Here is a 23,346-nt window from a genome sequence, read left to right on the forward strand (position 1 = left end):
GAACGGTTATCCACAGGCTGGCGCGCGGAGTGGTGAGGGCGTGTCCTGGTGGCGCGATAGATGTGGGTTCGTACCTTTCAACAACACACCACAAGGGGGACAACATGGGTACAGGAACAATCGGGACTTACGGAAACATCGACAAAATTAAAGAACGCGTGCAGAAACTCCTCAATCAAGCTGCGGATCAAGCCGGCACGGCTGAGGGTGATGCTTTTTATCGCAAGGCCTTTGACCTCATGGCCACGTACGGTTTTGAAGAGCGTGACTTAGATAGTCCGGGTGCGGATGATGAGGTGGTTACGCGCGAGTTCCGCTTTGCCGGTGCATATACGGACATGCAGTCACAGTTGCTCAGTTATCTCGTCGCCGCACTCCACTGCGTGGCATTTAGGCACGGCAAAAGGAACTCCACCAAAGTGGAATCAACCATGGTCTTCGGTGTGCGCAGACACGTGGAGCGCGTGGAATTACTCTTTGCCATCCTCAACCCACAGATGGCCGCGGGTGCGCGCCGGGTGAAGGGCGATAGCCTGCGCGGGGTGTCTACGGTGGTGGCGCGCCGCTCATATATGCACGGTTTCGCCGCCACTATCTATGAACGCCTCAGCGCCGCGGAGACCAACGTAGCCACTGGACAAGAAAGATATGCACTCGCGCTTATTGACGATGTGGGGAAGGCCGAATCCGCCCGCGACGACTTCATCCGCGCCCAAGGCCTGTACTTGGTCTCGTCGAAGACCAAGCGCCAAACGGATGTGGCTTCGTACTGGCAAGGCATGAGCGATGGGGAGAACAGCGACCTCGGTCAAACCCGCGTGAGAGCCCGGCCAGCGCTGCCGTGTTAGACAGCGCCTAGCGGGAAGACCGGATGGTGAAGGCCAAGACTGCAGCGACAATGCACGCGATCGCGCAGGCTTGGTACAGCCCCGGGTAGCCGCCGAGGTACTTCAAACCCGCGGCGGCGAACAGCCCGGCGACCATGTTCGCTGTGCCTTGCGCCAAGGTCATGATGGACACGTCCCGGGCGCGGTTGATCTTCGAGGGGAGTGACTCGTTGATCATGGCTTGTTCGACGGCGGAGAACATACCCCACGCAGCACCGAGGAATACCGCGGCGACAACGACGAAGGTCACGGCGTCCACGAAGGTCATGATGACGGTCGCCCCAGCCATGGTCAGTGCCGCCAGGATGAGGAAGATGCGGCGGCGTTCCAGTTTGTCGGACAAGGTGCCAGACACCGCAGCTGTGACCATAGTGACCACCGCAAACACGACGGTGAGGATGAGCACCCACGTGTCCGGATCGCCCACACCGATGTAATCGCGCAAGTAGTAGAGGAGGTAGAACAACGCGGTGTACTGGGTGGCGTGCATGACAAAGCGCGCCAGGAAGACAGTCCAGTAATTGCGGTAGGCCGACAGAGGCAGTTTCTCAGTCTCGCTGTCACTGCCGAGGACGATGGCCCCGAACTCTGCCTGCTCGTCCACGGTTGATTGGTTGACCGCCGGGTCAATCGCGCCAGGACCGAAGCCCAGCTGGATGACCAAGCCCAAAGCCAAGCCGGCGATGATGATGTAGGCCCAGTTCAGTGGGAACAAGCTCGCAATCGCGGTGCCGCCCACAAGACCAAGGACGTACGTGACGCCGAGGACACTGGAGATCGCCCCGAAGCGTTTTTGGGGCACAACATCAGCGGTGATGGTGAACAGGTTGTTCGTCATGAACGCGACGAAGCATTGGATGAGACACCACAGCACCACGAGCGACCAGTAAGGAGGCGTGAAGGACAACGCCAACATGCCCAACGATGCCAGTGGGACCGCCAGCATGATCCACGGGAAGCGCTTGCCCCAACGCCGCGCCCACGCCGAATGATTGGATAGGCGGGAGCGGTCAGAGATCACTCCCACGATGAGGCTGCTTGCTACGGCGGTGGCGCCACCGCACATCATGAGCAGTGCGAGCGCGTTTTCATAGCTATCCGGCCGCACCGCAATCATCTGGTTGGCCAGCAGGAGCTGCGATGGTCCGGCCCAGACAAGGCAGGTGCCAATGTAGGCCAGTGCGAACTTCCAGAAGAACGCGCGCGGTTGGCGCTCCGCGATCGTTGTGCCGGCCGTTGTGTCGGCGGTCGCTGGGGTGTGGTGCTGTGCGTGTGTCACTTCAGACCTCTGCCGGGAGTGCTGATGCGGGCGTCCTTGGCGGTGGGCTCGCGGTACTGTTCGTCGATCGCGGTGGTCAACGCACCAGCGCGGTTGATATCGCGCAGCATGTAGGCCGCGGGCTTCGGGTCGCGGCCAAGGTCGTCGTCAAGGGCCACCACGCCGAAGTGCTGGGCCATGCCCTCGGACCACTCCCAGTTATCCACGAAGCACCAGTGGTAATAGCGCTCCACCGGGATGGCTTCCTGCGGGGTGCCATCGGGAGCAGGCATGCCAGCGTTAAGGCGGGCGAGCTCCTCCAAGTGGTCGTAGACGAAGCCGCAGCGGAAGGACTCGGTGTTGTCGGCGGTGCCATTTTCCGTGATCCAGATGGGCAGGTCATATTCCTTGGCCAGGGGAGCGGAGACCTCCACGATTCCGCGCGGGTAGATCTCCCAGCCCAGGTCGTTGGTGGGGCGGCCGGGGAAGGTGGCGTCATCAAAACCCTTGACGGCGGTGCGGGAGTAGTAATTAATCGCAATCGCATCGGCGTAGTAGGTTTTGGAGCCCGCACCGTTGCCGAAACCACGCGGCAGAGACTCAGGGCGGCCAAGGACGGGATCGAATTTCCCGCGGTAGAAGGCCTTTTCCATGGCGCCCTGGAAGAGGTATTCCACCAGCGGAGTCAGCGCCCGGTGAATTGGGTTGGAAGGATTCATCGGATCAAACACGCGCTTGTGGTGGGCGAAGGTGACCTTGATCTCCCGGTCGGGTGCGTCCAGGCGGGCGTGGATGCGCTCGTAGGCGAGCAGGTGAGCAGCAGCCATGTTCTGCAGCACCTTGCGTACGGGCAGGTAGCCACCCTTTCCGGGTGGCTGGGAGCCGAAGAGGAAAGCTTCGGAGGCGTAGACGTTGGGTTCGTTGATGGTGATCCAGTCGTCGATGAAGTCCCCGAGGTGGTCGAGCACCACGTCAACAAAATCCAGGAAAGCCGGTACGATCTCCGGGTTCGTCCACCCGCCGCGACGCTCTAGCCAGAGCGGCTGTCCGAAGTGGTGCAAGGTCACCAGCGGTTCGATGCCCTTGGCCTTCAGGTCGCGGTACTCCTCGGCGTAGCGCTCCAGCGCAGCGGTGTCGTACTGGCCGGGGGCAGGCTCAATGCGGGACCACTCCACACCCACGCGGGCGATGGGGAATTCCAATTCCGCCATGAGCTCGTTGTCCTCGCGCCACTTCAACCAGTGGCCGGTGGTCGGCTCAAGCGTTGTGCCGTCGGTAATGTTTCCGCCATCGGCCCATTCAGACCAGTTGCTGGGGCAGGGGGAGCCCTCGATCTGCAGGCCAGCCGAAGCTGTGCCGATGCGCATTCCGTTCAGTGGGATATCGGTGGTGTTTTTGGACATGAAAGTCACCCTAAAGGTCATGTGGTCTTGATGTTGCGGTTTGCGCATGTTCGCTTATCGACGCGTTCCAGCACCTGCTTTTGGGGGTAAAACAAGTGGAACTTTTGGGGCAAATAATGATTTTGCAGCGAACGCCATAATCGCGTTTTAACGTGACGCGGGACACATTGTTTTTTGAGGGGAAAGGATAATCCTTATGGCCAAGAAACTGAGCGGGGTGCTTCTCGCGGCGACACTGGCAGTGACCTCCACGGTTGTTGCGCCAGGTGGAGTGGGGTTTGCTGCGGCAGATGAAGTGGCAGGTGAAGTGGCTGCGACTGCAGATGGGTTCTACAACACGGCAGACGTTGCCCCGTCCACGCCGGGTGAAATTCTCAAGCAGATGAAGACGTCCTACTCAAACATCCTTGGCTCTACGGATTCTGAGCTCCCGCCGGAAGCCACGAAGATCATGTACACCACCACCGACGCGAATGGTCAGCTCGTCCCGGTGACGGGCTACATGGTGGAGCCGACCGTGCCGTGGCGTGGCAAGGGTCCGCGCCCCACGCTGGTGGTTGGCCGTGGCACGGTGGGGCAGGGTGACCACTGTGCGCCGTCGCGGAACTGGCCGCTGGATGGGCAGCCGGACCCGATTTCGTCGAAACGCACTGTGAACCTTGAGGGTCTCTATGACTTCGCCATGTCTCGGTACGGCGTGCGCGTCGTTGTGACTGACCTGGTGGGAATGGGCACCGAGGGTGTGCATACCTACATGAACCGCTTGGACCAGGCGCACGCGATGCTCGATGCGGCACGTGCTGTGAAGCACCTCGTGGGTGAGGAGAACTTTGGCAAGATCGGCTTCTATGGCCACTCCCAGGGCGGTGGCGCATCGGCGGCAGCCGTCGAGGAGGCGCGCAATTACTACAGCGCTGATGAGCAGGCGAACATTGCTGGCGCCTACGCGTCGGCACCGCCGGCGAACCTGCGCGAGGTTCAGCGCAATATTGATGGCTCGGATCTCTCCGGCGCGATCGGCTACACCATCAACGGCATGGTTGAGCGCTATGACGGATTCGAAGATGTCCTGGATAAGTACCTGAGTGAAAAGGGTAAAGAGGTACTGGAGTCGTTCAAGAACACCTGCACCAACGACATCACTGAGGAGCCCTATGCTTTCATGACCACGCGTGAGTGGACGAAGGATGGGCGCTCCCTGGAAGAAATCCTCAAAGAACCGGACATGGCCAAGGCGCTCGAGCGTATGGATGAGCAGGAGATTGGCCAGGGTTCTCCCGTTGCGCCCGTCATGGTGATCAGTGGCCGCTACGACCGTCAGGTGGAATTCAAGCAGGCACGCAACCTGGCTATGAAGTGGTGCACGGTCGATGGTGCCCAGGTGATCTACCGCGATGACATTGTTCCGGAGATTGAGGACGGCATGCCGAACCACCTCGTCCAGGCGATGAGTGGTCCGCTGTACGGCTTCGGCTTCATGCTTGACCGCTTCAACGGCAAGCCGCTGCCGGAAGACCAGGTGTGCAAGAACTTCGGTGGCAATAAGGAAACGGACAAGTACGGCTCCGGGGTGTCCATGAGTTCGCACCTGTCCTCCATGCCGCTGAGCAGCAAGCTTGTGCCGAATAACGCGCCTGAAAGTGGCCCGAGCTCCGGTGTGGACGGCTCCGGTATCTCCAACCAAGAAGGCATTCTGGCCACGATCATCTTGGCGGTGTTGGGCATTATTGGCGCCGGCATCGGTGCGGGATGGCCGATGCTGAGCCAGATGCTCAAGTTCTAGCGGGGCAGCGCGAATAAGCGATTTGTGCATTATCTGCGCTGACCTGTAGGGTTGACCGACGGACCTGCGCGCATGGCACGTAGTGTGCATTTCGTGCGCGTCAGAGCCGTAAGAACGTAAGAATCCAACTTTGTTGCAGGCCCCCCGCCTCAATGCGGACCGTATGGAGGGTGGCGGCGAGCACCTGGCGTTACTAAGCGCTGGGGAGCGCCCCAACTGCTCGTTCACACAGCGTGTGCGGGCAAAAGTAGCCCCCGACACATCACACGGAAAACGCAGTCAGCCGCTTTAATGCGGCGGACATATGGGTGGAGAGGAACCGCAACGAGAAAGGTAAGCGGTCAACTATGACCATGACAGATCCCATTGCGGACATGCTGTCTCGCGTGCGCAACGCAAACAACGCGCACCACGAGACCGTGTCCATGCCCTCCTCGAAGTTGAAGGTCAACATCGCGGAGATCCTCAAGCAGGAGGGCTACATCGCTGACTACAAGGTTGAGGATGCAAAGGTCGGCAAGACCCTCTCCCTCGACCTGAAGTACGGCCCGTCCCGTCAGACTTCCATCGCTGGCCTGCGCCGCGTGTCCAAGCCGGGCCTGCGTGTGTACGCCAAGTCGACTGACCTGCCGCAGGTTCTCGGCGGCCTGGGTGTGGCAATCATCTCCACGTCCCAGGGTCTGCTCACGGACCGCCAGGCCCAAGAGAAGGGTGTAGGTGGGGAAGTCCTCGCCTACGTCTGGTAAGGGAGGAGTAGTACATGTCTCGCGTAGGAAACGCACCCATCGCTATCCCCAACGGTGTAGAGACCAAGATCGACGGCCAGCACGTTGAGGTGAAGGGCCCGAAGGGCACCCTCTCCGTCGACGTTCCGGCACCGATCTCCGCTGTCGTTGAGGACAACCAGATTGTGGTCTCCCGTCCGGATGACCACCGTGACAACCGCTCCCTGCACGGTCTGAGCCGCTCGCTGATCAACAACTGCGTTGTTGGTGTGACCGAGGGTTACAAGATCAACATGGAGATCTTCGGTGTTGGCTACCGTGTTCAGCTCAAGGGCAAGGACCTCGAGTTCTCCCTCGGCTACTCCCACCCGATCCTCATTGAGGCTCCGGAGGGCGTCACGTTCGCCGTTGACGGCAACACGAAGCTGTCCATCGAAGGTATCAACAAGCAGCAGGTTGGCCAGATCGCTGCGAACATCCGCCGCCTCCGCAAGGATGACCCGTACAAGGGTAAGGGCATCCGTTACGCGGGCGAGCAGGTTCGCCGCAAGGTCGGAAAGACGGGTAAGTAAACAATGAGCACTGAAGCAAAGCAGAAGCGCACCCCGGTCGGCCGGGACATTGCAACCCGCCGCCGCGAAGCACGCGTCCGCCGCCACAACCGCATCCGCAAGACGCTGCGTGGCACCCCGGAGACCCCGCGTCTCGTTGTCCACCGCAGCTCCCGCCACGTGCACGTTCAGGTCATCGACGACCTGGCAGGCCACACCCTGGTCTCCGCTTCCTCCATGGAAGACGCAGTGCGCACCCTCGAGGGCGACAAGAAGGCCAAGGCAGCCAAGGTTGGCCAGCTCATCGCTGAGCGCGCCAAGGCTGCTGGCATCGAAGAGATCGTCTTTGACCGCGGCGGATACAAGTACCACGGCCGCGTCGCCGCTCTGGCTGACGCCGCACGTGAAGGTGGTCTGAAGTTCTAATGACCATCGCAGCTAAGTACGTAAACATCAACGGAAGGATCGCGTAATGGCCGAGCGTGAACGGCGTGACGGCGGAGCATCCGCCGAAGACCAGAAGAACAACAGCACCGAGCAGCGTGGCGAGCGCGGTGGCCGCAACGAACGTGGTGGCCGAGGCGACCGCAATGAGCGTGGTGGCCGCGGCCGCCGCGACGACCGCCGTGGCGGTGCACAGGACGAGCGCGATAAGTACATCGAGCGCGTCGTCACCATCAACCGTGTTGCCAAGACCGTTAAGGGCGGCCGCAACATGTCCTTCACCGCACTCGTTGTGGTTGGCGATGGCCAGGGCATGGTTGGCGTCGGCTACGGCAAGGCAAAGGAAGTCCCGGCTGCTATTCAGAAGGGTGCAGAGGAAGCTCGCAAGAACTTCTTCCGCGTCCCGATGATCGGCGGCACCATCCCTCACCCGGTTCAGGCTGAAGCTGCAGCGGGCATCGTTATGCTCCGTCCGGCTGCTCCTGGTACCGGTGTCATCGCCGGTGGCGCAGTCCGTCCGGTGCTTGAGTGCGCTGGTGTCCAGGACATCCTGGCGAAGTCCCTTGGCTCCGACAACGCCCTCAACGTGGTTCAGGCCACCGTTGCTGGCCTGAAGGAGCTCGTCCGCCCCGAGGAAGTTGCTGCACGTCGCGGCAAGTCCATCGAGGAAGTGGCACCGGCCCGTATGCTGCGCGCACGCGCAGGACAGGAGGCTTAAGCACAATGGCTCTGAAGATTACGCTGCACCACGGCAAGGTCGGCGAGAAGCCGGTCACCCGTAAGAACCTCGAGGCTCTGGGCCTGCGCAAGATCGGCCAGTCCGTCATTAAGAAGGACAACGATGCTACGCGCGGTCAGATCCTCAAGGTGGCCCACCTGGTCACCGTCGAAGAAGTAGCAGGGGAGTAGATAAACCATGGCTGAAGTAATCAAGCTCCATGATCTGCGCCCGGCTGAGGGCGCTAACAAGGCCAAGACCCGCGTCGGCCGCGGTGAGGCTTCCAAGGGTAAGACCGCAGGTCGCGGTACGAAGGGCACCAAGGCTCGTAAGCAGGTTTCCGCTGCTTTCGAGGGTGGCCAGATGCCGCTGCACATGCGTCTGCCGAAGCTCAAGGGCTTCAAGAACCCGAACAAGATCGTCTACCAGGTGGTCAACGTTTCCGACCTGGCAAAGGCGTTCCCGGAGGGTGGCACCGTCGCCGTTGCAGACCTCGTCGCTGCTGGCCTTGTTCGCAAGAACCAGCCGGTGAAGGTCCTGGGCGATGGCGAGATCAGCGTCAAGCTGGACATCACCGCCGAGAAGTTCTCCAAGTCTGCGGCTGAGAAGATCGCCGCAGCTGGTGGTTCCACCACGGAGGCAACTGTGAAGGCTGGCGAGGAGAAGTAATTTCTCACTCCTAGTTTTCTTGAGAACTCCCCGCGTGAGAGGGCATCTGCTCTTCTCATACGGGGAGTTTTCGCATTCCATGCCAAAGCATGCTTTTCGACGCTCGTTTGAACTGCCACCGGAATCATGGTTTCTCAGGCGAACCTGCTAGGGTAGACGAGTCATTTACGTTTCGTGTTTGCGTCAAGCATTTATGAAACGGCATAAACGTTATCTACTGTCCGCTATCACCGCGGGGTGACTACCTTGCGGCGATGAGCCAGGAGGCCACGTGTCCACCATTGTCCAGGCGTTCAAGGATGCCGATCTTCGCAAGAAGATCCTGATCACGCTAGCTCTTGTCATCCTCTACCGCATTGGCGCTCAGATCCCCACGCCGGGAGTTGATTACGGCATCATTGCCGAGCGTCTTCGCGCACTGACCCAGGGTGATCAGGGCAATATCTTCTCGGTGATCAGCCTGTTCTCAGGCGGTGCCTTGCTGCAGTTGTCGGTGTTTGCCATCGGCATCATGCCGTACATTACGGCGTCCATTATTACGCAGCTGCTCACCGTGGTGATTCCTCGTTTTGAGGAATTGAAGAAGGAGGGCCAAGCCGGCCAAAACAAGATGACGCAGTACACGCGTTATCTGACGGTTGCGCTGGCACTGCTGCAGTCCGCTGGCATTGTGGCGCTGGCTGACCGTGAGCAGCTCCTCGGCCAGGGTGTGCCGGTGCTCGTGGAGGACCGCACGATCTGGACCCTCGTGATGATGGTCATTGTGATGACCTCTGGTGCCGTGCTCATCATGTGGCTCGGTGAGATCATCACGGAGAAGGGTGTGGGCAACGGTATGTCCCTGCTCATCTTCGCCGGTATTGCTACTCGTCTGCCAACGGATGGTGCGAACATCTTCCGCCAGTCCGGCCCGCTGGTGTTCGCTGTGGTTGCTGCTGCAGTGATCCTGCTGGTCGTGGGCATCGTGTTCATTGAGCAGGGCCAGCGCCGTATCCCGGTCCAGTACGCCAAGCGCATGGTGGGCCGCCGCCAGTACGGTGGCACGTCCACCTACCTGCCGCTGAAGGTCAACCAGGCCGGCGTTATTCCGGTGATCTTCGCGTCCTCCCTCATGTATGTTCCGGTTCTGATCACTCAGATTGTGAACTCCAACAAGGCCACCCCGCCGGACAACTGGTGGATGTCCACAGTCATGGCGTGGCTGCAGAACCCGGCTTCGTGGCAGTACATCCTGACCTACTTCACGCTGATCATCTTCTTCGCGTACTTCTACGTGTCCATTCAGTACGACCCGTATGAGCAGGCAGACAACATGAAGAAGTACGGCGGCTTCATCCCGGGTATTCGCCCGGGCCGTCCGACTGCGCAGTACCTCGCTTTTGTGATGAACCGTCTGCTGTTCGTCGGTGCGATCTACCTTGGCCTCATTGCCATCCTGCCGAACATTGCCCTTGACTTGGGTGTTGGCGGTGCCGGTGGTGGCGGTATGTCCGCGTTCGGTGGTACGGCTATCCTGATTATGGTGTCCGTGGCCCTGACCACGGTGAAGCAAATTGAATCCCAACTCCTGCAATCCAACTACGAAGGACTGTTGAAATAATGCGACTTGTACTCCTCGGCCCTCCCGGTGCCGGTAAGGGCACCCAGGCAGCGATCATTTCGGAGAAGCTCGGTATTCCGCACATCTCCACCGGTGACCTGTTCCGCGCCAACATTGGTGAGGGAACCCCGCTGGGTGTAGAGGCGAAGGAGTACATCGACGCCGGCAAGCTGGTGCCCACCTCGGTGACCGCTCGCATGGTGGAGGAGCGTCTGGCTGAAGCTGATGCTGCAAACGGCTGGCTTCTCGACGGCTTCCCGCGCACCGTCGAGCAGGCAGAGATCCTTGAGGCGCTGCTCAACTCGAAGGGCCAGAAGCTCGACGGCGTGATCAACTTCCAGGTGGACGAGGACACGGTTGTCGGCCGCATGCTGGCCCGCGGCCGTGCTGATGACAATGAGGACACGATCCGCACCCGCCTGCAGGTTTACCGCGATGAGACTGCTCCGCTGATTGACCACTACGGCGAGGCACTGATCAACATTGACGCTGACGGTGAAGTCGAGCAGGTTAACGCCCGCACGATGGAGAAGCTGGGTAAGTAAACGTGCCCCATGCATGAGCGCTGGCCGCAATCAGGCCAGCGCTTCTCTTTTTGAAGGAAGGGACCAGAAGATGCTGTTCGGACGTAAGAAGACCATTGCCGCGAAAACCCCCGGCGAACTCGATGCGATGGAGGCCGCAGGCCGAATCGTTGGCCTTGCGCTCAAAGCTGTGCGCGATGCCGCCGCCCCGGGGGTGACCACGCTGGAACTTGATGAGATCGGCGAACAGGTCATCCGCGATCACGGCGCTATCCCGACCTTCAAGGGCTACCAAGGCTTCCCGGGTTCCGTGTGCGCCTCCGTCAATGAGGTTGTCGTTCACGGCATCCCGTCTACCGATGTGGTGCTCAAGGAAGGCGATCTCGTCTCCATTGACTGTGGTGCGACGCTTGACGGCTGGGTGGGGGACTCGGCGTGGAGTTTTGGGGTGGGGGAGATTGCAGAGGGCGTCGATAAGCTCAATCGCGCAACACGCGCCGTGCTTCTCGACGGGCTCCAGGCAATGATCCCCGGTAACCGGCTTACCGACGTCTCCCACGCCCTCGAGCAGGCCACCCGCGCGGCTGAGGCAACGTATGGCGTGAAGCTCGGCATTCTGGCTGGCTACGGCGGGCATGGCATTGGTCGCACGATGCATGAGGACCCGTATCTGGAAAATGAGGGGCGCCCGGGCCGTGGCCCGTACATCCAGGCCGGTTCTGTGCTGGCGATCGAACCGATGCTCATCCTGGGTGGAGAAACCGATTCCTACGTGCTCGAAGATGACTGGACTGTCGTGACTGCTGACGGTTCACCGGCCTCCCACTGGGAACACACCGTCGCGGCAACGGAGGATGGTCCGCGCATTCTTACGCCTCGCGCTGAGTAGTCGAAACCAGCATTTTGGCATTGGGCAGTTATACTTTCCGCATGTTTGGAAACAACCTGCCCCCGAAGCACACGCGCGCCCACCGCACTACCCGCCGATTCGGCTCCTTCGTAGCGGCCGCTGGCCTGGCCGTGGGCCTCATCGCTGCACCGGCTGTTGCTAACGCGCAGCCGAACCTCTCCTCCAACGTGAGCAGCAGCAGCCCGTTCCTGCAGCAGGCTGAGCGCAGCCTCCAGGCTGCGTCGATGACGCTGAACAACAACGCACGCAACGCCGTGTGGGATGCTCGCAACGCACTGCGTGCCCAGGCCACCGCACTGTCCGGCGGCAACAAGGCTCAGGAGAAGCAGTTTCACGACAGCATTGACCGCATGGTTGAGGGCATGGCTCCCGGCCTGATTGCAGAGCGCACCCCGAAGCCGGCTCCTGCTCCTGCGCCTGCGCCGAAGCCCGCTCCGGCACCGAACCAGCCGGCTGGCTGTGCACCGACCGCCCGCGCATGCGTGGACATTGCCAACCAGCGCACCTGGCTGCAGGAAAACGGCAAGGTCACCTACGGCCCGGTCCGTATGTCCTCCGGCAAGCCGGGGCAGGAGACCCCGAAGGGCTTCCACCGCGTCAACCGCAAGGTGAAGGACGAGATCTCCTACGAATTCAACAACGCACCCATGCCGTTTGCTACCTACTTCACCTACAACGGCATTGCGTTCCACCAGGGTGATCCGTCGATCAAGTCCGCCGGCTGCATCCGTATGTACCGGAATGATGCGCAGCACTACTTCAACAACTTGCGCATCGGCGACCAGGTGCACGTTTTCTAAACGCACCCACTGACTTTTAGGCCCGGTGAGCGACCAATCAGATTGGTCGTTCCCGGGTCTTTGGTTTTGCCTTACCGCAGGTAGATGGCTATAGTTGTCAAACGGTGTGTTGCATTCATGCTGCACACTGTTAGTAGTTGACCAAATACGTGAGGTACCAGCGGTTTTGCCGCATAAAAATGGTGCCGGGAAAGCGGAGTGTATGGCTAAAGAAGGCGCAATCGAGGTTGAGGGCCGTATTGTCGAGCCCTTGAAGAACGCGATGTTCCGTGTCGAGCTCGACAACGGGCACGAGGTTCTCGCTCACATCAGCGGCAAGATGCGCCAGCACTACATCCGCATCCTCCCTGAGGACCGAGTCGTCGTGGAACTTTCCCCGTACGACCTGGAACGCGGGCGTATCGTCTACCGCTACAAGTAAACCTTTAAGCCTCCTTATTCACGGCATACCCCAAGGTGGGTATGTCTTTTCACCTCCGGCTGCGGTGGCTGGAGCCGCGTGAATCACGACCCAATAGTCCGGTACGGTCCGGACACAAGCGTCGCGTGGCGCGGACGAGTAGGGAGAAAACCACCGAAACAACCTGAAAGGTACGTACCACATGGCACGTCTAGCTGGTGTTGACCTGCCGCGCAACAAGCGCATGGAGGTCGCACTCACCTACATTTACGGAATCGGCCCTGCCCGTTCCAAGGAACTGCTGGAGAAGACTGGTATTTCTCCTGACCTGCGCACCGACAACCTGACCGATGATCAGGTTGCTGCTCTTCGTGATGTCATCGAGAGCTCCTGGAAGGTAGAGGGTGACCTCCGCCGTGAAGTTCAGGCTGACATCCGTCGCAAGATCGAAATTGGCTCTTACCAGGGCCTGCGCCACCGTCGCGGCCTCCCCGTCCGTGGCCAGCGCACCAAGACCAATGCGCGCACCCGTAAGGGACCGAAGAAGACCATCGCAGGAAAGAAGAAGTAATTCATGGCTCCTAAGACTCGTTCCGGCGCGCGCCGCACTGGTCGTCGCGTCGTAAAGAAGAACGTGGCCAACGGCCACGCGTACATCAAGTCCACCTTCAACAACACCATCGTGACCATCACGGATCCGAACGGTGCTGTTATCTCCTGGGCATCCTCCGGCCACGTCGGCTTCAAGGGTTCCCGTAAGTCCACTCCGTTCGCTGCGCAGATGGCTGCTGAGAATGCTGCACGCAAGGCAATGGATCACGGCATGAAGAAGGTTGACATCTTTGTCAAGGGTCCGGGCTCCGGCCGCGAGACCGCAATCCGTTCCCTTCAGGCCGCCGGCCTGGAGGTGTCCTCGATCTCCGACGTGACGCCGCAGCCGTTCAACGGTTGCCGTCCGCCGAAGCGTCGTCGCGTTTAACTAGGCAGAAAGGAATAGAGGTAACACATCATGGCTCGTTATACCGGCCCTGCTACCCGTAAGTCCCGTCGCCTCCGCGTCGACCTCGTCGGCGGCGACATGTCCTTCGAGCGTCGCCCGTACCCTCCGGGGCAGGCTGGCCGCGCTCGCATCAAGGAATCCGAGTACCTGCTCCAGCTGCAGGAGAAGCAGAAGGCTCGCTTCACCTACGGCGTGATGGAGAAGCAGTTCCGTCGTTACTACGAGGAGGCTAACCGCCTTCCGGGTAAGACTGGTGACAACCTGCTGGTTCTCCTGGAGTCCCGTCTGGACAACGTTGTGTACCGCGCTGGTCTGGCACGCACCCGCCGCCAGGCTCGCCAGCTGGTCTCCCACGGTCACTTCACCGTGAACGGCAAGAAGACCAACGTGCCTTCTTACCGCGTGACCCAGTACGACATCATCGATGTCCGTGAGAAGTCCCGCAACATGCTGTGGTTCGAAGAGGCACAGGACAACCTGGTCGATGCTGTCGTCCCGGCGTGGCTGCAGGTCGTCCCTGAGACCCTGCGCATCCTCGTGCACCAGCTGCCCGAGCGCGCTCAGATCGACGTTCCGCTGCAGGAGCAGCTCATCGTCGAGCTTTACTCGAAGTAAAACAACAGGATTCGCTACCCGGCGCATCCATCCACTTTCCCGTTTTGGCGGTGTATGCCGCCAGAACCTACCGGCGTCATATAGCGGTCGCCGATAAAGGAGAAGTTCAATGCTCATCTCACAGCGTCCTCAACTGTCCGAGGAGTACATCGATACCAACCGTTCGAAGTTCGTCATCGAGCCTCTCGAGCCTGGTTTCGGCTACACCCTGGGCAACTCGCTTCGTCGTACGCTGCTGTCGTCCATCCCGGGCGCAGCAGTGACCTCCATCAAGATTGACGGTGTGCTCCACGAGTTCACCACGATCAATGGTGTGAAGGAGAACGTTTCGGAGATCATCCTTAACGTCAAGGACCTGGTTCTGTCCTCCGACTCTGACGAGCCGGTTGTCATGTACCTGTCCAAGGAAGGCCCGGCTGACGTCACTGCAGCAGACATCGATCTGCCGGCAGATGTCACCGTGCACAACCCGGACCTGCACATCGCGTCTCTGAACGAGAACGCACGTCTGGAGATGGAACTCGTCGTTGAGCGTGGCCGCGGCTACGTTCCGGCAATGCCCAACTCTGGCGGCGAGATCGGCCGTATCCCGGTTGACCAGATCTACTCGCCGGTGCTGAAGGTGTCCTACAAGGTTGAGGCAACGCGTGTTGAGCAGCGCACCGACTTTGACAAGCTGATCATCGATGTGGAGACCAAGAACTCCATGACCGCCCGCGACGCTCTCGCGTCCGCTGGCTCCACCCTGGTTGAGCTGTTCGGCCTCGCACGCGAGCTGAACACCGCGGCCGAGGGCATTGAGATCGGCCCGTCCCCGCAGGAGACGGAGTTCATCGCGGCATACAACATGCCGATCGAGGACCTGAACTTCTCCGTGCGCTCCTACAACTGCCTGAAGCGCCAGGAAATCCACACCGTCGGTGAGCTCGCTGAGTGCTCCGAGTCGGATCTGCTGGATATCCGCAACTTCGGTCAGAAGTCCATCAACGAGGTCAAGATCAAGCTGGCTTCCCTGGGGCTCACCCTCAAGGATGCACCGGAAGACTTTGATCCGACGCAGATTGAAGGCTACGACGCAGAAACCGGCGACTTTGTCGACGGCGGAATGGATGACGCCGAGTAAAGCGCTGAGCAATCGCTCGAGCACACACTTTTAAACCACACGAGGAGTAACAATGCCTACCCCGAAGAAGGGCCCGCGTCTCGGCGGCTCGGCTGGGCACCAGAAGCACATTCTGTCCAACCTGGCTAGCCAGCTGTTCACGCACGGCTCCATCAACACCACCCACGCTAAGGCGAAGGTTCTGCGCCCGTACGCAGAGAAGCTGATCACCAAGGCTAAGTCCGGCTCGGTCAACGACCGTCGTGCAGTGGCTGCTGACATCCCGAACAAGGACGTCGTTGCCTACCTGTTCAACGAGCTCGCACCGAAGTTTGAGAACCGCGATGGTGGCTACACCCGCATCATCAAGCTGGAGAACCGCAAGGGCGACAACGCCCCGATGGCCAACATCTCCCTCGTTCTCGAGGAGACGGTGACCGCCGAGGCAACTCGCGCTACCCGCGCTGCTGCATCCAAGGAGAAGGCTGAAGAGGCTAAGGCTGAGGAAGCTAAGGCTGAGGCTGAGTCCGAGGAGAAGGTCGAGGAGACTCCGGTTGAGGAGACCCCGGCTGAAGAGAAGGCTGAGGACGAGAACTAAAGTTCCCGTACTTTTCAGCGCCAATCACCCGTTCCCTTTCATGGGGGAGCGGGTGCTTTTGTGTGTGTGTGGGGTTAGTCGCGTATGAGTTCCTGAACACATACGCCACATAGTTAACACGCGACCTGCAGGTTTATCGGGCGATGTCAAACGCGACTAACCGGGGGCTTTATGGTGGAAGCCATGAACACAGGGACAGGTGCATCTGCAGGTGATCAAGAACCTGGTGTGCCCTCGGAGCAGGCGGGCGAGATGGTGCGACTCCGGTTTGACGTTGCCTATGACGGCACCGATTTTCATGGTTGGGCCCGCCAGAAGCAGGTCGATGGCCAGGAGGTGCGCACTGTCCAGGGTGTCTTGGAGGATGCGCTGAGCTTGATCCTGCGCCATCCGGTGGAGCTCACGGTCGCAGGGCGCACGGATGCAGGCGTGCATGCGGCCGGGCAGGTTGCGCACGCGGACGTCCCCCGCGCGAGCTTGGAGCAGCGGTCGATTGAGGGGGATGCGGGGAGGTTGGTGCGTCGATTAGCAAAGCTGCTGGACCCTGATGTGCGCGTGACTCGCGTGACGGAGGCCCCGGACGGTTTCGATGCGCGTTTTTCGGCGCTGACCCGCACGTATCGCTACCGCGTGACCACGGCGGAGGCGGGCGCGTCGCCGCTGCGGGTGCGCGATACCGCGGTGTGGCCGAAGAAGGTCGACCTGGACGCGGTGCAAGAAGCTGCGACGGCGCTGGTGGGCCTCCACGACTTCGCGGCGTTCTGCAAGCCGCGCCCGCACGCGACGACGATCCGCGACGTCCACTCGTTCACCTGGTCCGATGTGTCCACGCCGGAAGAGCCAGAGCTCTTCGAGGCCACGATCACCGCGGACGCATTCTGCTGGCACATGGTGCGCGCGCTCGTAGCCAGCTGTCTCGACGTGGGTGCGGGTCAGCAGCCCGCCGACTGGATCGAGGGCCTTTTGCTTATGCGCGCCCGCTCGCCCCACGTCCGCCTCGCCCCCGCCTGCGGCCTCACCTTGGTCCGCGTGGACTACCCGGCGGACGATGAGTTAGCGGATCGTGCTGCGGTGACGAGAGATCGTCGTGACGCATCGGAGGTGCAGTTCCGCAACGGCGGGGCGAGCGCCTAAACTTTGCGGAGTGAATTTCATGGACGTTGGTGTGGCAGTGTGGCTCGCGATAGCCGTGTTCATGGTGCCGGGCTTCGTCTTTTCGTGGGTGGCGGGGGCGAAGTTCCCGGCTGCTGTGGCCGCGGCATTGCCAACCACCTTCGGAATGGTGGGCTTGACCAGCTGGTTGCTCGGCGCGATGGACATCCGTTTTGGGTGGTTGTCCTTCGTGGTTATTGGGCTGCTGTTGCTGGCTGTGGCTGGCCTGTGGCGCTACCTCTTTGCGCGGCGTCACCGGCGGATCAGTAAAGAGTCCTGGTGGCGTTCCTTGTGGCCAGGGCAGTGGCGCCGGGGCAGCATCCTCGATCCGTCGTGGCTTCTGCCGGGGGCTGGCATCGTGGCTGGAGTTTGGCTGCTGATCTCCATGCTGCTGCGTCTGCAGGCTGGCGTGCCGGGGCAGATGGACAACATTGTTCAAGGCTGGGACATGCAGTGGCATGCCAACTCTGTGCGCTTCATCATGGAGACCGGTGTGGCTTCGCCGACCAGGATGGGGGAGCTGCAAAGCCCTGAGACCCACACGCCTTTGTTCTATCCGTCGGCCTTCCACGCGGCGACAGCACTGTTTGCCTCGGCCGCATCGCTGGAGCCGGTCGCGGCGGTGAACCTGGCCACCATCGTTCTTTATGGCCTCGCGTTGCCGGGCGGTGCTGCGGGCTTCGCATGGGCGATCGCGCGTGGTCAGGGCATGGTGGCGCAGATCGCTACTGGCCTCGCCCCGATTGCCATTCTCGCCGCACCGACGGTGGTGTGGGTGAGCGACTTCGTGGGCATGCGCCCCTACATCGTGTCCATTGGGCTGTCGGGCATCGTGGTGGCCCTGTTCATACAGGTTCCGCGGTACCGCGCGCTGGCGCTACCTACCTTGTTCGCGTTCCTCGGAGTGATGCAGGTGCATCCGGCGGCGGTCACCGTGGTGGTGCTCGCCGTGGCGCTCTACTGGGTGACGTATCTGGTGTGGCGTCCGGATCGTTCACGGATCGGCGACGTGTTCTGGATGGCTATCCCCGCCTTCGGTGCGACGGCCGCGTTCGTGCCGCAACTGCTCGCGGGTTCAAGCCAGGCCGAAGAAGTGCAGACCTGGGACGCGCGCGAGGACGTGACCACTGCCGAGGCGTGGCAGAAGGCCTTCATGATGGACACCCGCCACGTCAGCGAGTTCTTCCCGGACCAGGACCCGACGATCCTCCTGTGGCTCGCTGGCTTCGGCGCCGTGGCCATGCTGGTGTGGCGTGGCCAAACGTGGGCACCGATCTTCTACGGAATCTTGGTGGCTGCCACCGCGAACGCGCTTCAGCCGCTCGGCGGGGTGTTTGAGCCGCTGCTCACGTTCATCGGATCGGCGCATTACAACTCGGCGCATCGCATTGTCACCATCGTCGCCCTTGTCGTCTATGGTGCCGCGGCAGTGGGGGCTGCGGTGGTGGTGCGGGTGTTGTGTTTGGGGCCCGTCGGTAAGCGATATGGCTCAACCCCCTGGATCTGGGGCACAACTGCGGCCTCAGCCATCGCGGCGGTGCTTCTCGCGTGGGGCACCGGTGCGTGGGCCATCGCGCGCGCGGACGGCGGTGCGAAAGTAGCGTTCGATAGCTCGCGTAACGACGACCGCATGATCGACCGCGACCACCTCACCGCCTTCTCCTGGCTTGCCTCACGCCCGGAAGCCCGGGAAGGCCTCGTCCTTGGTGAATCCACTGAAGGCTACTCCTGGATATACGCGATCCACGGCGTACCCACCGTCTCCCGCCACTACCTGTGGCCGAGCGGCGGCATTGGTTCGAACTCGATCATGCTCGTTGACCACGCCGCTCTCCTTGGCACTGGTGAACACGGCAAGCCTGGCGCCGAAAACCCCATCGACGCAGCGGCAAAGAACATCGACGTCCGCTTCATCATCTCCTCCGGCAACACCTTCTGGAACACGCCTGTTAACTGGCAAGTCCACAAAGCGCTGTGGACAAGCCCCGGCGTGACTCCCGTGTACCAGCGCCACAACGTAACCATCTTTGCGGTCAACTCGCAGTTCAGCACCGCCGAACTGAAGGCGCTGCAGCGTGATGCTGTGGCTAAGGGCGGGTCGAGTACCCTGCCGGAGCTGGAACCAATCCAGTAAGGGGAAACCAGTTGTGGTGGCACCCCGCAGCCCTTAGAATTTCAGGCCAGATACGCACCCGCACGGGGTGGGTGCGTACTGGGGGAATATCACCGCAAGGGGGGATGTGCCTGTGGGCACGAACAATGACAAACAATCGGGAGCGCAACGGCTGCTTCCCACCACACGGTCACAGGTCTCTGGCCACCGTTTCATGCGGCGGCGCGTGGAGCATGGCCTGATCTACGGGGACATCCGGATGATTCATGATCCGTTGGCCTCGCGGCGCCGGTCTGCGATCTTTGGTGTGATCGCCGTGGCTCTTATTGCTGCTGGATGCGGTCTTTTTGCTTGGTTGCGCCCAAACCCTGATCCGGGTGCTGCGGCGATTCTGCGGGCAACGGATGGCGCGCTGTACGTGCGCGTCGGGGAAACCGTACACCCGGTGACCAATTTGACGTCAGCGCGGCTTATCGCCGGTGTGCCTGAAGAGCCGCAGCGCATTGGCGACGACCGCCTGGCCGCCATGCCCCGCGGCGTCCCCGTCGGACTGTCAACCGCACCAGCGATGTTCGCGCCGGGCGACAGTGACGATGTGGCGTGGTCAGCGTGCGTGGACAGCGGTGCGGATGAGCGCGCAGTGGTGGTCACCGCCGGTGCACCCGCCCACGACCTCAAGAAGGGGCAGGGGATCGTTGCGCACTATGAGAGCGAAGAATGGCTGCTGACCAGTGCGGGGCGCGCCAAGCTGCCCGCTGCCACCGATCCGGCTTCCCGTGTTCTGCGCCGCACGCTCGGTATTGATGCCGGCACACCTAGGTGGGAGGTCGGCAGCGCTGATGGCGTACTGAATGCGATGCGGGAACTGCCGCCGATCCGACTGCCACACCCATTGCCTGAGGTGCTGGAGACAGATACGGAGGCATGGATCCTCACACCTCACGGCGGAATCCAACAGGTGACAGACACTCAGCGTGCTGTCCTCGTGGAGGCGGGTGCGCAGGTGAAGCGGATGACGGCTGCGGCTATCGCAACCTATCCGGACGCCAATCCTCCCATGCCACTGGACGTCCCAGAAGCCACCCCGCAGTGGATGAACCTGGCGGACATGTCAGTGTGTGCAACAGAAAACGGCCGTGTGGCCACGACAGGTGCGATGGATACCGCCGGGGCCGTGGAACTATCCGGTGATGCTCCCGCGGCATGGTTTAAGGGATTGGATTCCGGTGCTGTCGCGGTGGATACCGGGGCCGGTTACCACGTCATTTCGGCGCAAGGCCAGCGCCATGAGGTGAAGGCCAAGGAGCTGTTGGACATCGTCGGGGCCACCCACACGGAAACAGTGCCCTGGGCGATTGTCCGGCTGCTGCCCGCGGGCCCAGAGCTGAACCGGGAGGCGGCGCTCACAGCGACGTACTAGACGTACTAGACGTACTAGACGTACTAGCGCCGCCGCATCGCAACCACCGAAGCAACCGCGGCGGTAAGCAGGCCCACCACTGCCAGCACGCTGAGCAGCACAGCGGCGCGCGATGGCGCTAGGGAGTGGGTTTTCACCTCAGGCGTGAGCGTGAGCGGCTCAGACTGGGGCAACACGTGTGTGGTGCCAAGGAAGGTCAGCGTCCGCAATGGATCCACAAAACCACCGGACGGTTCAGCGGCAGCCGCGATGATGTCGCGGATCTGCGCGGCAGTGGCGTCCGGATAGCGCTGTTTCAGCAGGGCAGCGGTGCCACTGAGGACGGGCGCTGCAAAACTCGTGCCCTCGAAAGGGCGGACGGCGCCGCGGTCGGCGGTGATGCCGGCGGACCAGACGTCGTGGCCCGCGGATAAGCCAAGAGCTGGCCGGCCAGGCGCAGACAGGAGACGATGCCCCTCCGGGACGGGCAAGGAGTAGTCCGTCAGCGTGTGGGAATCAGCGCGCGCACCCACGGCGAGCACCGTGGGAAAGTGCGCGGGAAAAACAGTGGACCCGGGCGGGCAGTCCGGATTCGCGTTGCCGGCAGCAGCGACGACGACAGCGCCGTCATGCTCAGCACGATTGAGAGCCTCGACGAGCCCGCGGGTATCCACGCGCGGTGCGATGGCAGGTTCTAAGCAGGATACGACGGACATGTTGATCACCCGCGCGCCTTCATCCAGGGCGTTGTGGATGGCGGCTGTCAGGGTCTCCACCGATCCAGCCGCGGTGAATTCTGCGCCGTCAGCCCCAGGTTCCCGCGGGGTGCGGTAGTGCGCGGAGGACTGCCGGATAGACATGATCTCTGCATCAGGGGCGATGCCGATGTCGGTGCCAGCGATGATGCCGGCGACGACGGTGCCGTGGACGTCGCAGTCAAGAAACGGCTGGGGGTCTTCCGGGGTGACAAAATCCGCGCCGGGCACGAGTTGATCGAGCTGCGGGTTCGTGGCTACGCCTGTATCGATGACGGCTACTTTGACGCCAGCACCCGTTGCTAATCGACGAAGCTCCGTCCGCTCCTCCGCCCCCGGCACATCCTCTGGCCCCGATGTGGCTGGAGCAGGCACCGCGCAGGCGATGTCCTGGGCGTGCGCAACAGCCGGCTGGTACGTGAGGCAGCCGACAAACAGCGCGACCGCGCCAGCGGCATAAGTAGTGCGCCGCATGATTACAGCCCCCGGATCAGGTCAAAGATACCGGTGAGATACACAGCCACTGGGATAACACCGATGATGGCGGCGGCCTCAGCGCGCTCAATCCACACCAATGTTGTGGGTTCTAGCTCCGGGACGCGTCGGGCCCACAGAGCAGCGGAGGCGCAGGCAAGGGTGGTGAGGGTGGCTAGGGTGATGAGGGCGGGATGGGGGACGTCGACAAGCGACACAGTGAGAATCGCACCACCTGCAGCCACGGCGGCGGTGAGCGCGAGGCTGAGGCGTGGGGCGCTGGAATGGTGGCGCGAAGCGTGGACAAGCAGTGCTCCTGCGAGCGTGATGCCCAGCGCGAAGACCCATGCGGAGGCGGCGAAGGCGAGCGAGATGAGCGCGGGGATCGTGCATACAGCAACACCGATGCTGATGCCGTCGGCGACGAAGCGGGCACGGGTGGTGCGCTCATCCACATCATCCTGGTAGTCATCGGCGATGGAGAATTCCTGGCCAGCGGTGGGCACGCGAGGAATCCGCAGGCCGGCAGCGCGCGTGGCGGCAGCCGGCGTGCCCATCACTGCAGCGAGACCGGCGAGGACAATGAGCGCGGCGGGTGCATGCGGTGAGGGCATCCACGCGCCGAGCGCGCCAACCATCACGAGGAAACTAGCCGTGACCAAGCCGGCCCCGGAACGCGGGCCGACAACCCCGAGTGTGGCACCACCTGAAAGGAGAACGCACGTGACAGCCGCCGCGGAGAGTGCCCCCAGCGCCGCGGCAGGATCGAGCGGCTGTATGGATGCTTGCTCAGCGCCTAGGCCGGCGACCCACGCGCCACACGCGAGGCCGGCCAGTGTGGCAGCGATGGGGAACAGCACGCGTGAACGCGCAACAATTCCCACTGTAACCAGCAACAATGATGCGATTGCGGCACCGGCCAGCGGTGTGATGAGTGCGCCCACGAGGAGCCCCGCACCGGTGGCGCCGGTGAGGGAGAACAAGACGTCAATACCCCCGCGCGGGGTGGAGTGCGCCGAGTCGGCCGCGAGTGATTCCGCGGCATCGCGCACCACCGGCGGCGCAACCGGTTCATGTGGGCGAAGCGTCAGCACAGCGCCATCCCGCAGCCGCATGTGCATGAGCGCTGTGTGCGGATCAAGCGGGGCACCCGCGGCAGTGGTGAACTCCCACGGGCGATTAATGTGAGGCAGATCAATGAGCCGGGCGATCTCCGGCAAGACGTCGCTGAACGTGGAGGACGTGGGCACCGATACGTCGATAACCCGCGAAAATTCACGCGCATTCGCGCGGATAGATACGCGCACGACCTGCGTTGATGTTGTGGCTGGTGTTGTAGCTTGCTGCAATGCTGGCGCAGTCATAGACCCCCCTTGGTGCTGTCCTACAAGCGCACCCCCGCGCGCAGGTAAGAACCATAAGAAACTGTGTTGCGGACAATGTACCGCACGCGGCGGACACGCGCA

Annotated in this window: 25 protein-coding genes; 21 read left to right on the forward strand and 4 right to left on the reverse strand. The window is 61.8% G+C overall.

Translation table 11 applies throughout. The features are described 5' to 3' along the window. Window positions 1–104: 104 nt before the first annotated feature. A complete protein-coding gene (locus L8U60_RS05080; RefSeq protein ID WP_269965288.1) occupies window positions 105–848 on the forward strand; it encodes a DUF2786 domain-containing protein in 744 nt (247 codons plus the stop codon). Window positions 849–855: 7 nt separating this feature from the next. Here the strand turns inward: L8U60_RS05080 and L8U60_RS05085 are convergent, their stop codons facing one another. Both L8U60_RS05085 and L8U60_RS05090 read right to left on the reverse strand, forming a co-directional pair. Then, the gene (locus L8U60_RS05085; RefSeq protein WP_269965289.1) at window positions 856–2,166 is read right to left on the reverse strand and encodes an MFS transporter; all 1,311 of its coding nucleotides are present in this window, start codon (window positions 2,164–2,166) and stop codon (window positions 856–858) included. Next, window positions 2,163–3,548 carry a family 1 glycosylhydrolase gene (locus L8U60_RS05090; protein ID WP_269965290.1) on the reverse strand — a complete coding sequence of 462 codons (1,386 nt, stop codon included), beginning with the start codon at window positions 3,546–3,548 and terminating at the stop codon, window positions 2,163–2,165. The genes L8U60_RS05085 and L8U60_RS05090 overlap by 4 nt, the downstream gene beginning before the upstream one ends. A 196-nt stretch (window positions 3,549–3,744) precedes the next feature. Between L8U60_RS05090 and L8U60_RS05095 the strand changes: the two genes are divergently transcribed. The 20 genes from L8U60_RS05095 to eccB all read left to right on the forward strand — a co-directional run bounded on the left by L8U60_RS05095 (window position 3,745) and on the right by eccB (window position 20,672). Next, window positions 3,745–5,331, forward strand: a complete 1,587-nt coding sequence (locus tag L8U60_RS05095; RefSeq protein WP_269965291.1) for a lipase family protein — start codon at window positions 3,745–3,747, stop codon at window positions 5,329–5,331. A 347-nt stretch (window positions 5,332–5,678) separates the two neighbouring features. Continuing rightward, window positions 5,679–6,077 carry a 30S ribosomal protein S8 gene (rpsH, locus tag L8U60_RS05100; protein WP_269965292.1) on the forward strand — a complete coding sequence of 133 codons (399 nt, stop codon included), beginning with the start codon at window positions 5,679–5,681 and terminating at the stop codon, window positions 6,075–6,077. 14 nt (window positions 6,078–6,091) lie between these two features. After that, window positions 6,092–6,628: a 50S ribosomal protein L6 gene (rplF, locus tag L8U60_RS05105; RefSeq protein ID WP_269965293.1), complete on the forward strand. Its 537-nt coding sequence runs from the start codon at window positions 6,092–6,094 to the stop codon at window positions 6,626–6,628. A 3-nt stretch (window positions 6,629–6,631) separates the two neighbouring features. Further along, window positions 6,632–7,033 carry a 50S ribosomal protein L18 gene (rplR, locus tag L8U60_RS05110; protein ID WP_269965294.1) on the forward strand — a complete coding sequence of 134 codons (402 nt, stop codon included), beginning with the start codon at window positions 6,632–6,634 and terminating at the stop codon, window positions 7,031–7,033. 46 nt (window positions 7,034–7,079) lie between these two features. Then, entirely contained in the window at window positions 7,080–7,769 is a 690-nt protein-coding gene (gene rpsE / locus L8U60_RS05115) for a 30S ribosomal protein S5 (RefSeq protein ID WP_269965295.1), read from the forward strand. 5 nt (window positions 7,770–7,774) lie between these two features. Continuing rightward, on the forward strand, window positions 7,775–7,960 hold the full coding sequence (gene rpmD, locus L8U60_RS05120; RefSeq protein WP_269965296.1) for a 50S ribosomal protein L30: 186 nt from the start codon (window positions 7,775–7,777) through the stop codon (window positions 7,958–7,960). A 7-nt stretch (window positions 7,961–7,967) separates the two neighbouring features. Further along, window positions 7,968–8,438 carry a 50S ribosomal protein L15 gene (gene rplO / locus L8U60_RS05125; RefSeq protein WP_269965297.1) on the forward strand — a complete coding sequence of 157 codons (471 nt, stop codon included), beginning with the start codon at window positions 7,968–7,970 and terminating at the stop codon, window positions 8,436–8,438. Window positions 8,439–8,709: 271 nt separating this feature from the next. Further along, complete coding sequence (gene secY / locus L8U60_RS05130) at window positions 8,710–10,038, forward strand: preprotein translocase subunit SecY (protein ID WP_269965298.1); 1,329 nt, start codon at window positions 8,710–8,712, stop codon at window positions 10,036–10,038. Continuing rightward, the gene (locus L8U60_RS05135) at window positions 10,038–10,583 is read left to right on the forward strand and encodes an adenylate kinase (RefSeq protein WP_269965299.1); all 546 of its coding nucleotides are present in this window, start codon (window positions 10,038–10,040) and stop codon (window positions 10,581–10,583) included. The genes secY and L8U60_RS05135 overlap by 1 nt, the downstream gene beginning before the upstream one ends. A gap of 70 nt (window positions 10,584–10,653) precedes the next feature. Further along, on the forward strand, window positions 10,654–11,451 hold the full coding sequence (gene map, locus L8U60_RS05140; protein ID WP_269965300.1) for a type I methionyl aminopeptidase: 798 nt from the start codon (window positions 10,654–10,656) through the stop codon (window positions 11,449–11,451). A gap of 41 nt (window positions 11,452–11,492) precedes the next feature. Then, on the forward strand, window positions 11,493–12,272 hold the full coding sequence (locus L8U60_RS05145) for a L,D-transpeptidase (protein ID WP_269965301.1): 780 nt from the start codon (window positions 11,493–11,495) through the stop codon (window positions 12,270–12,272). 202 nt (window positions 12,273–12,474) lie between these two features. Then, a complete protein-coding gene (gene infA / locus L8U60_RS05150; RefSeq protein WP_034664224.1) occupies window positions 12,475–12,693 on the forward strand; it encodes a translation initiation factor IF-1 in 219 nt (72 codons plus the stop codon). A gap of 181 nt (window positions 12,694–12,874) precedes the next feature. Further along, window positions 12,875–13,243, forward strand: a complete 369-nt coding sequence (gene rpsM, locus L8U60_RS05155) for a 30S ribosomal protein S13 (RefSeq protein ID WP_034664222.1) — start codon at window positions 12,875–12,877, stop codon at window positions 13,241–13,243. A gap of 3 nt (window positions 13,244–13,246) precedes the next feature. Then, window positions 13,247–13,651, forward strand: a complete 405-nt coding sequence (gene rpsK / locus L8U60_RS05160; protein ID WP_269965302.1) for a 30S ribosomal protein S11 — start codon at window positions 13,247–13,249, stop codon at window positions 13,649–13,651. 30 nt (window positions 13,652–13,681) lie between these two features. After that, window positions 13,682–14,287, forward strand: coding sequence for a 30S ribosomal protein S4 (gene rpsD, locus L8U60_RS05165; RefSeq protein WP_034664218.1), 606 nt, complete (start codon window positions 13,682–13,684; stop codon window positions 14,285–14,287). Between the two features lie 109 nt (window positions 14,288–14,396). Next, window positions 14,397–15,410, forward strand: coding sequence for a DNA-directed RNA polymerase subunit alpha (locus L8U60_RS05170; RefSeq protein WP_269965303.1), 1,014 nt, complete (start codon window positions 14,397–14,399; stop codon window positions 15,408–15,410). A gap of 52 nt (window positions 15,411–15,462) precedes the next feature. Next, window positions 15,463–15,987 carry a 50S ribosomal protein L17 gene (rplQ, locus tag L8U60_RS05175; protein ID WP_269965304.1) on the forward strand — a complete coding sequence of 175 codons (525 nt, stop codon included), beginning with the start codon at window positions 15,463–15,465 and terminating at the stop codon, window positions 15,985–15,987. A gap of 252 nt (window positions 15,988–16,239) precedes the next feature. After that, window positions 16,240–17,121 (forward strand): tRNA pseudouridine(38-40) synthase TruA, encoded by an 882-nt coding sequence (gene truA, locus L8U60_RS05180; protein WP_420840154.1) that lies wholly within the window; start codon window positions 16,240–16,242, stop codon window positions 17,119–17,121. 19 nt (window positions 17,122–17,140) lie between these two features. Next, window positions 17,141–19,273: a DUF6541 family protein gene (locus L8U60_RS05185; protein ID WP_338026472.1), complete on the forward strand. Its 2,133-nt coding sequence runs from the start codon at window positions 17,141–17,143 to the stop codon at window positions 19,271–19,273. A 112-nt stretch (window positions 19,274–19,385) separates the two neighbouring features. Further along, window positions 19,386–20,672, forward strand: coding sequence for a type VII secretion protein EccB (gene eccB, locus L8U60_RS05190; protein ID WP_269965307.1), 1,287 nt, complete (start codon window positions 19,386–19,388; stop codon window positions 20,670–20,672). A gap of 23 nt (window positions 20,673–20,695) precedes the next feature. Here eccB and L8U60_RS05195 read toward each other — a convergent pair whose 3' ends face one another. Beyond that, window positions 20,696–21,880: a S8 family serine peptidase gene (locus tag L8U60_RS05195; RefSeq protein WP_269965308.1), complete on the reverse strand. Its 1,185-nt coding sequence runs from the start codon at window positions 21,878–21,880 to the stop codon at window positions 20,696–20,698. 2 nt (window positions 21,881–21,882) lie between these two features. Continuing rightward, a complete protein-coding gene (gene eccD, locus L8U60_RS05200) occupies window positions 21,883–23,244 on the reverse strand; it encodes a type VII secretion integral membrane protein EccD (protein WP_269965309.1) in 1,362 nt (453 codons plus the stop codon). Between the last annotated feature and the right edge of the window lie 102 nt (window positions 23,245–23,346).

It is taken from the genome of Corynebacterium meitnerae (genome assembly GCF_027570075.1).
Taxonomy (GTDB): domain Bacteria; phylum Actinomycetota; class Actinomycetes; order Mycobacteriales; family Mycobacteriaceae; genus Corynebacterium; species Corynebacterium meitnerae.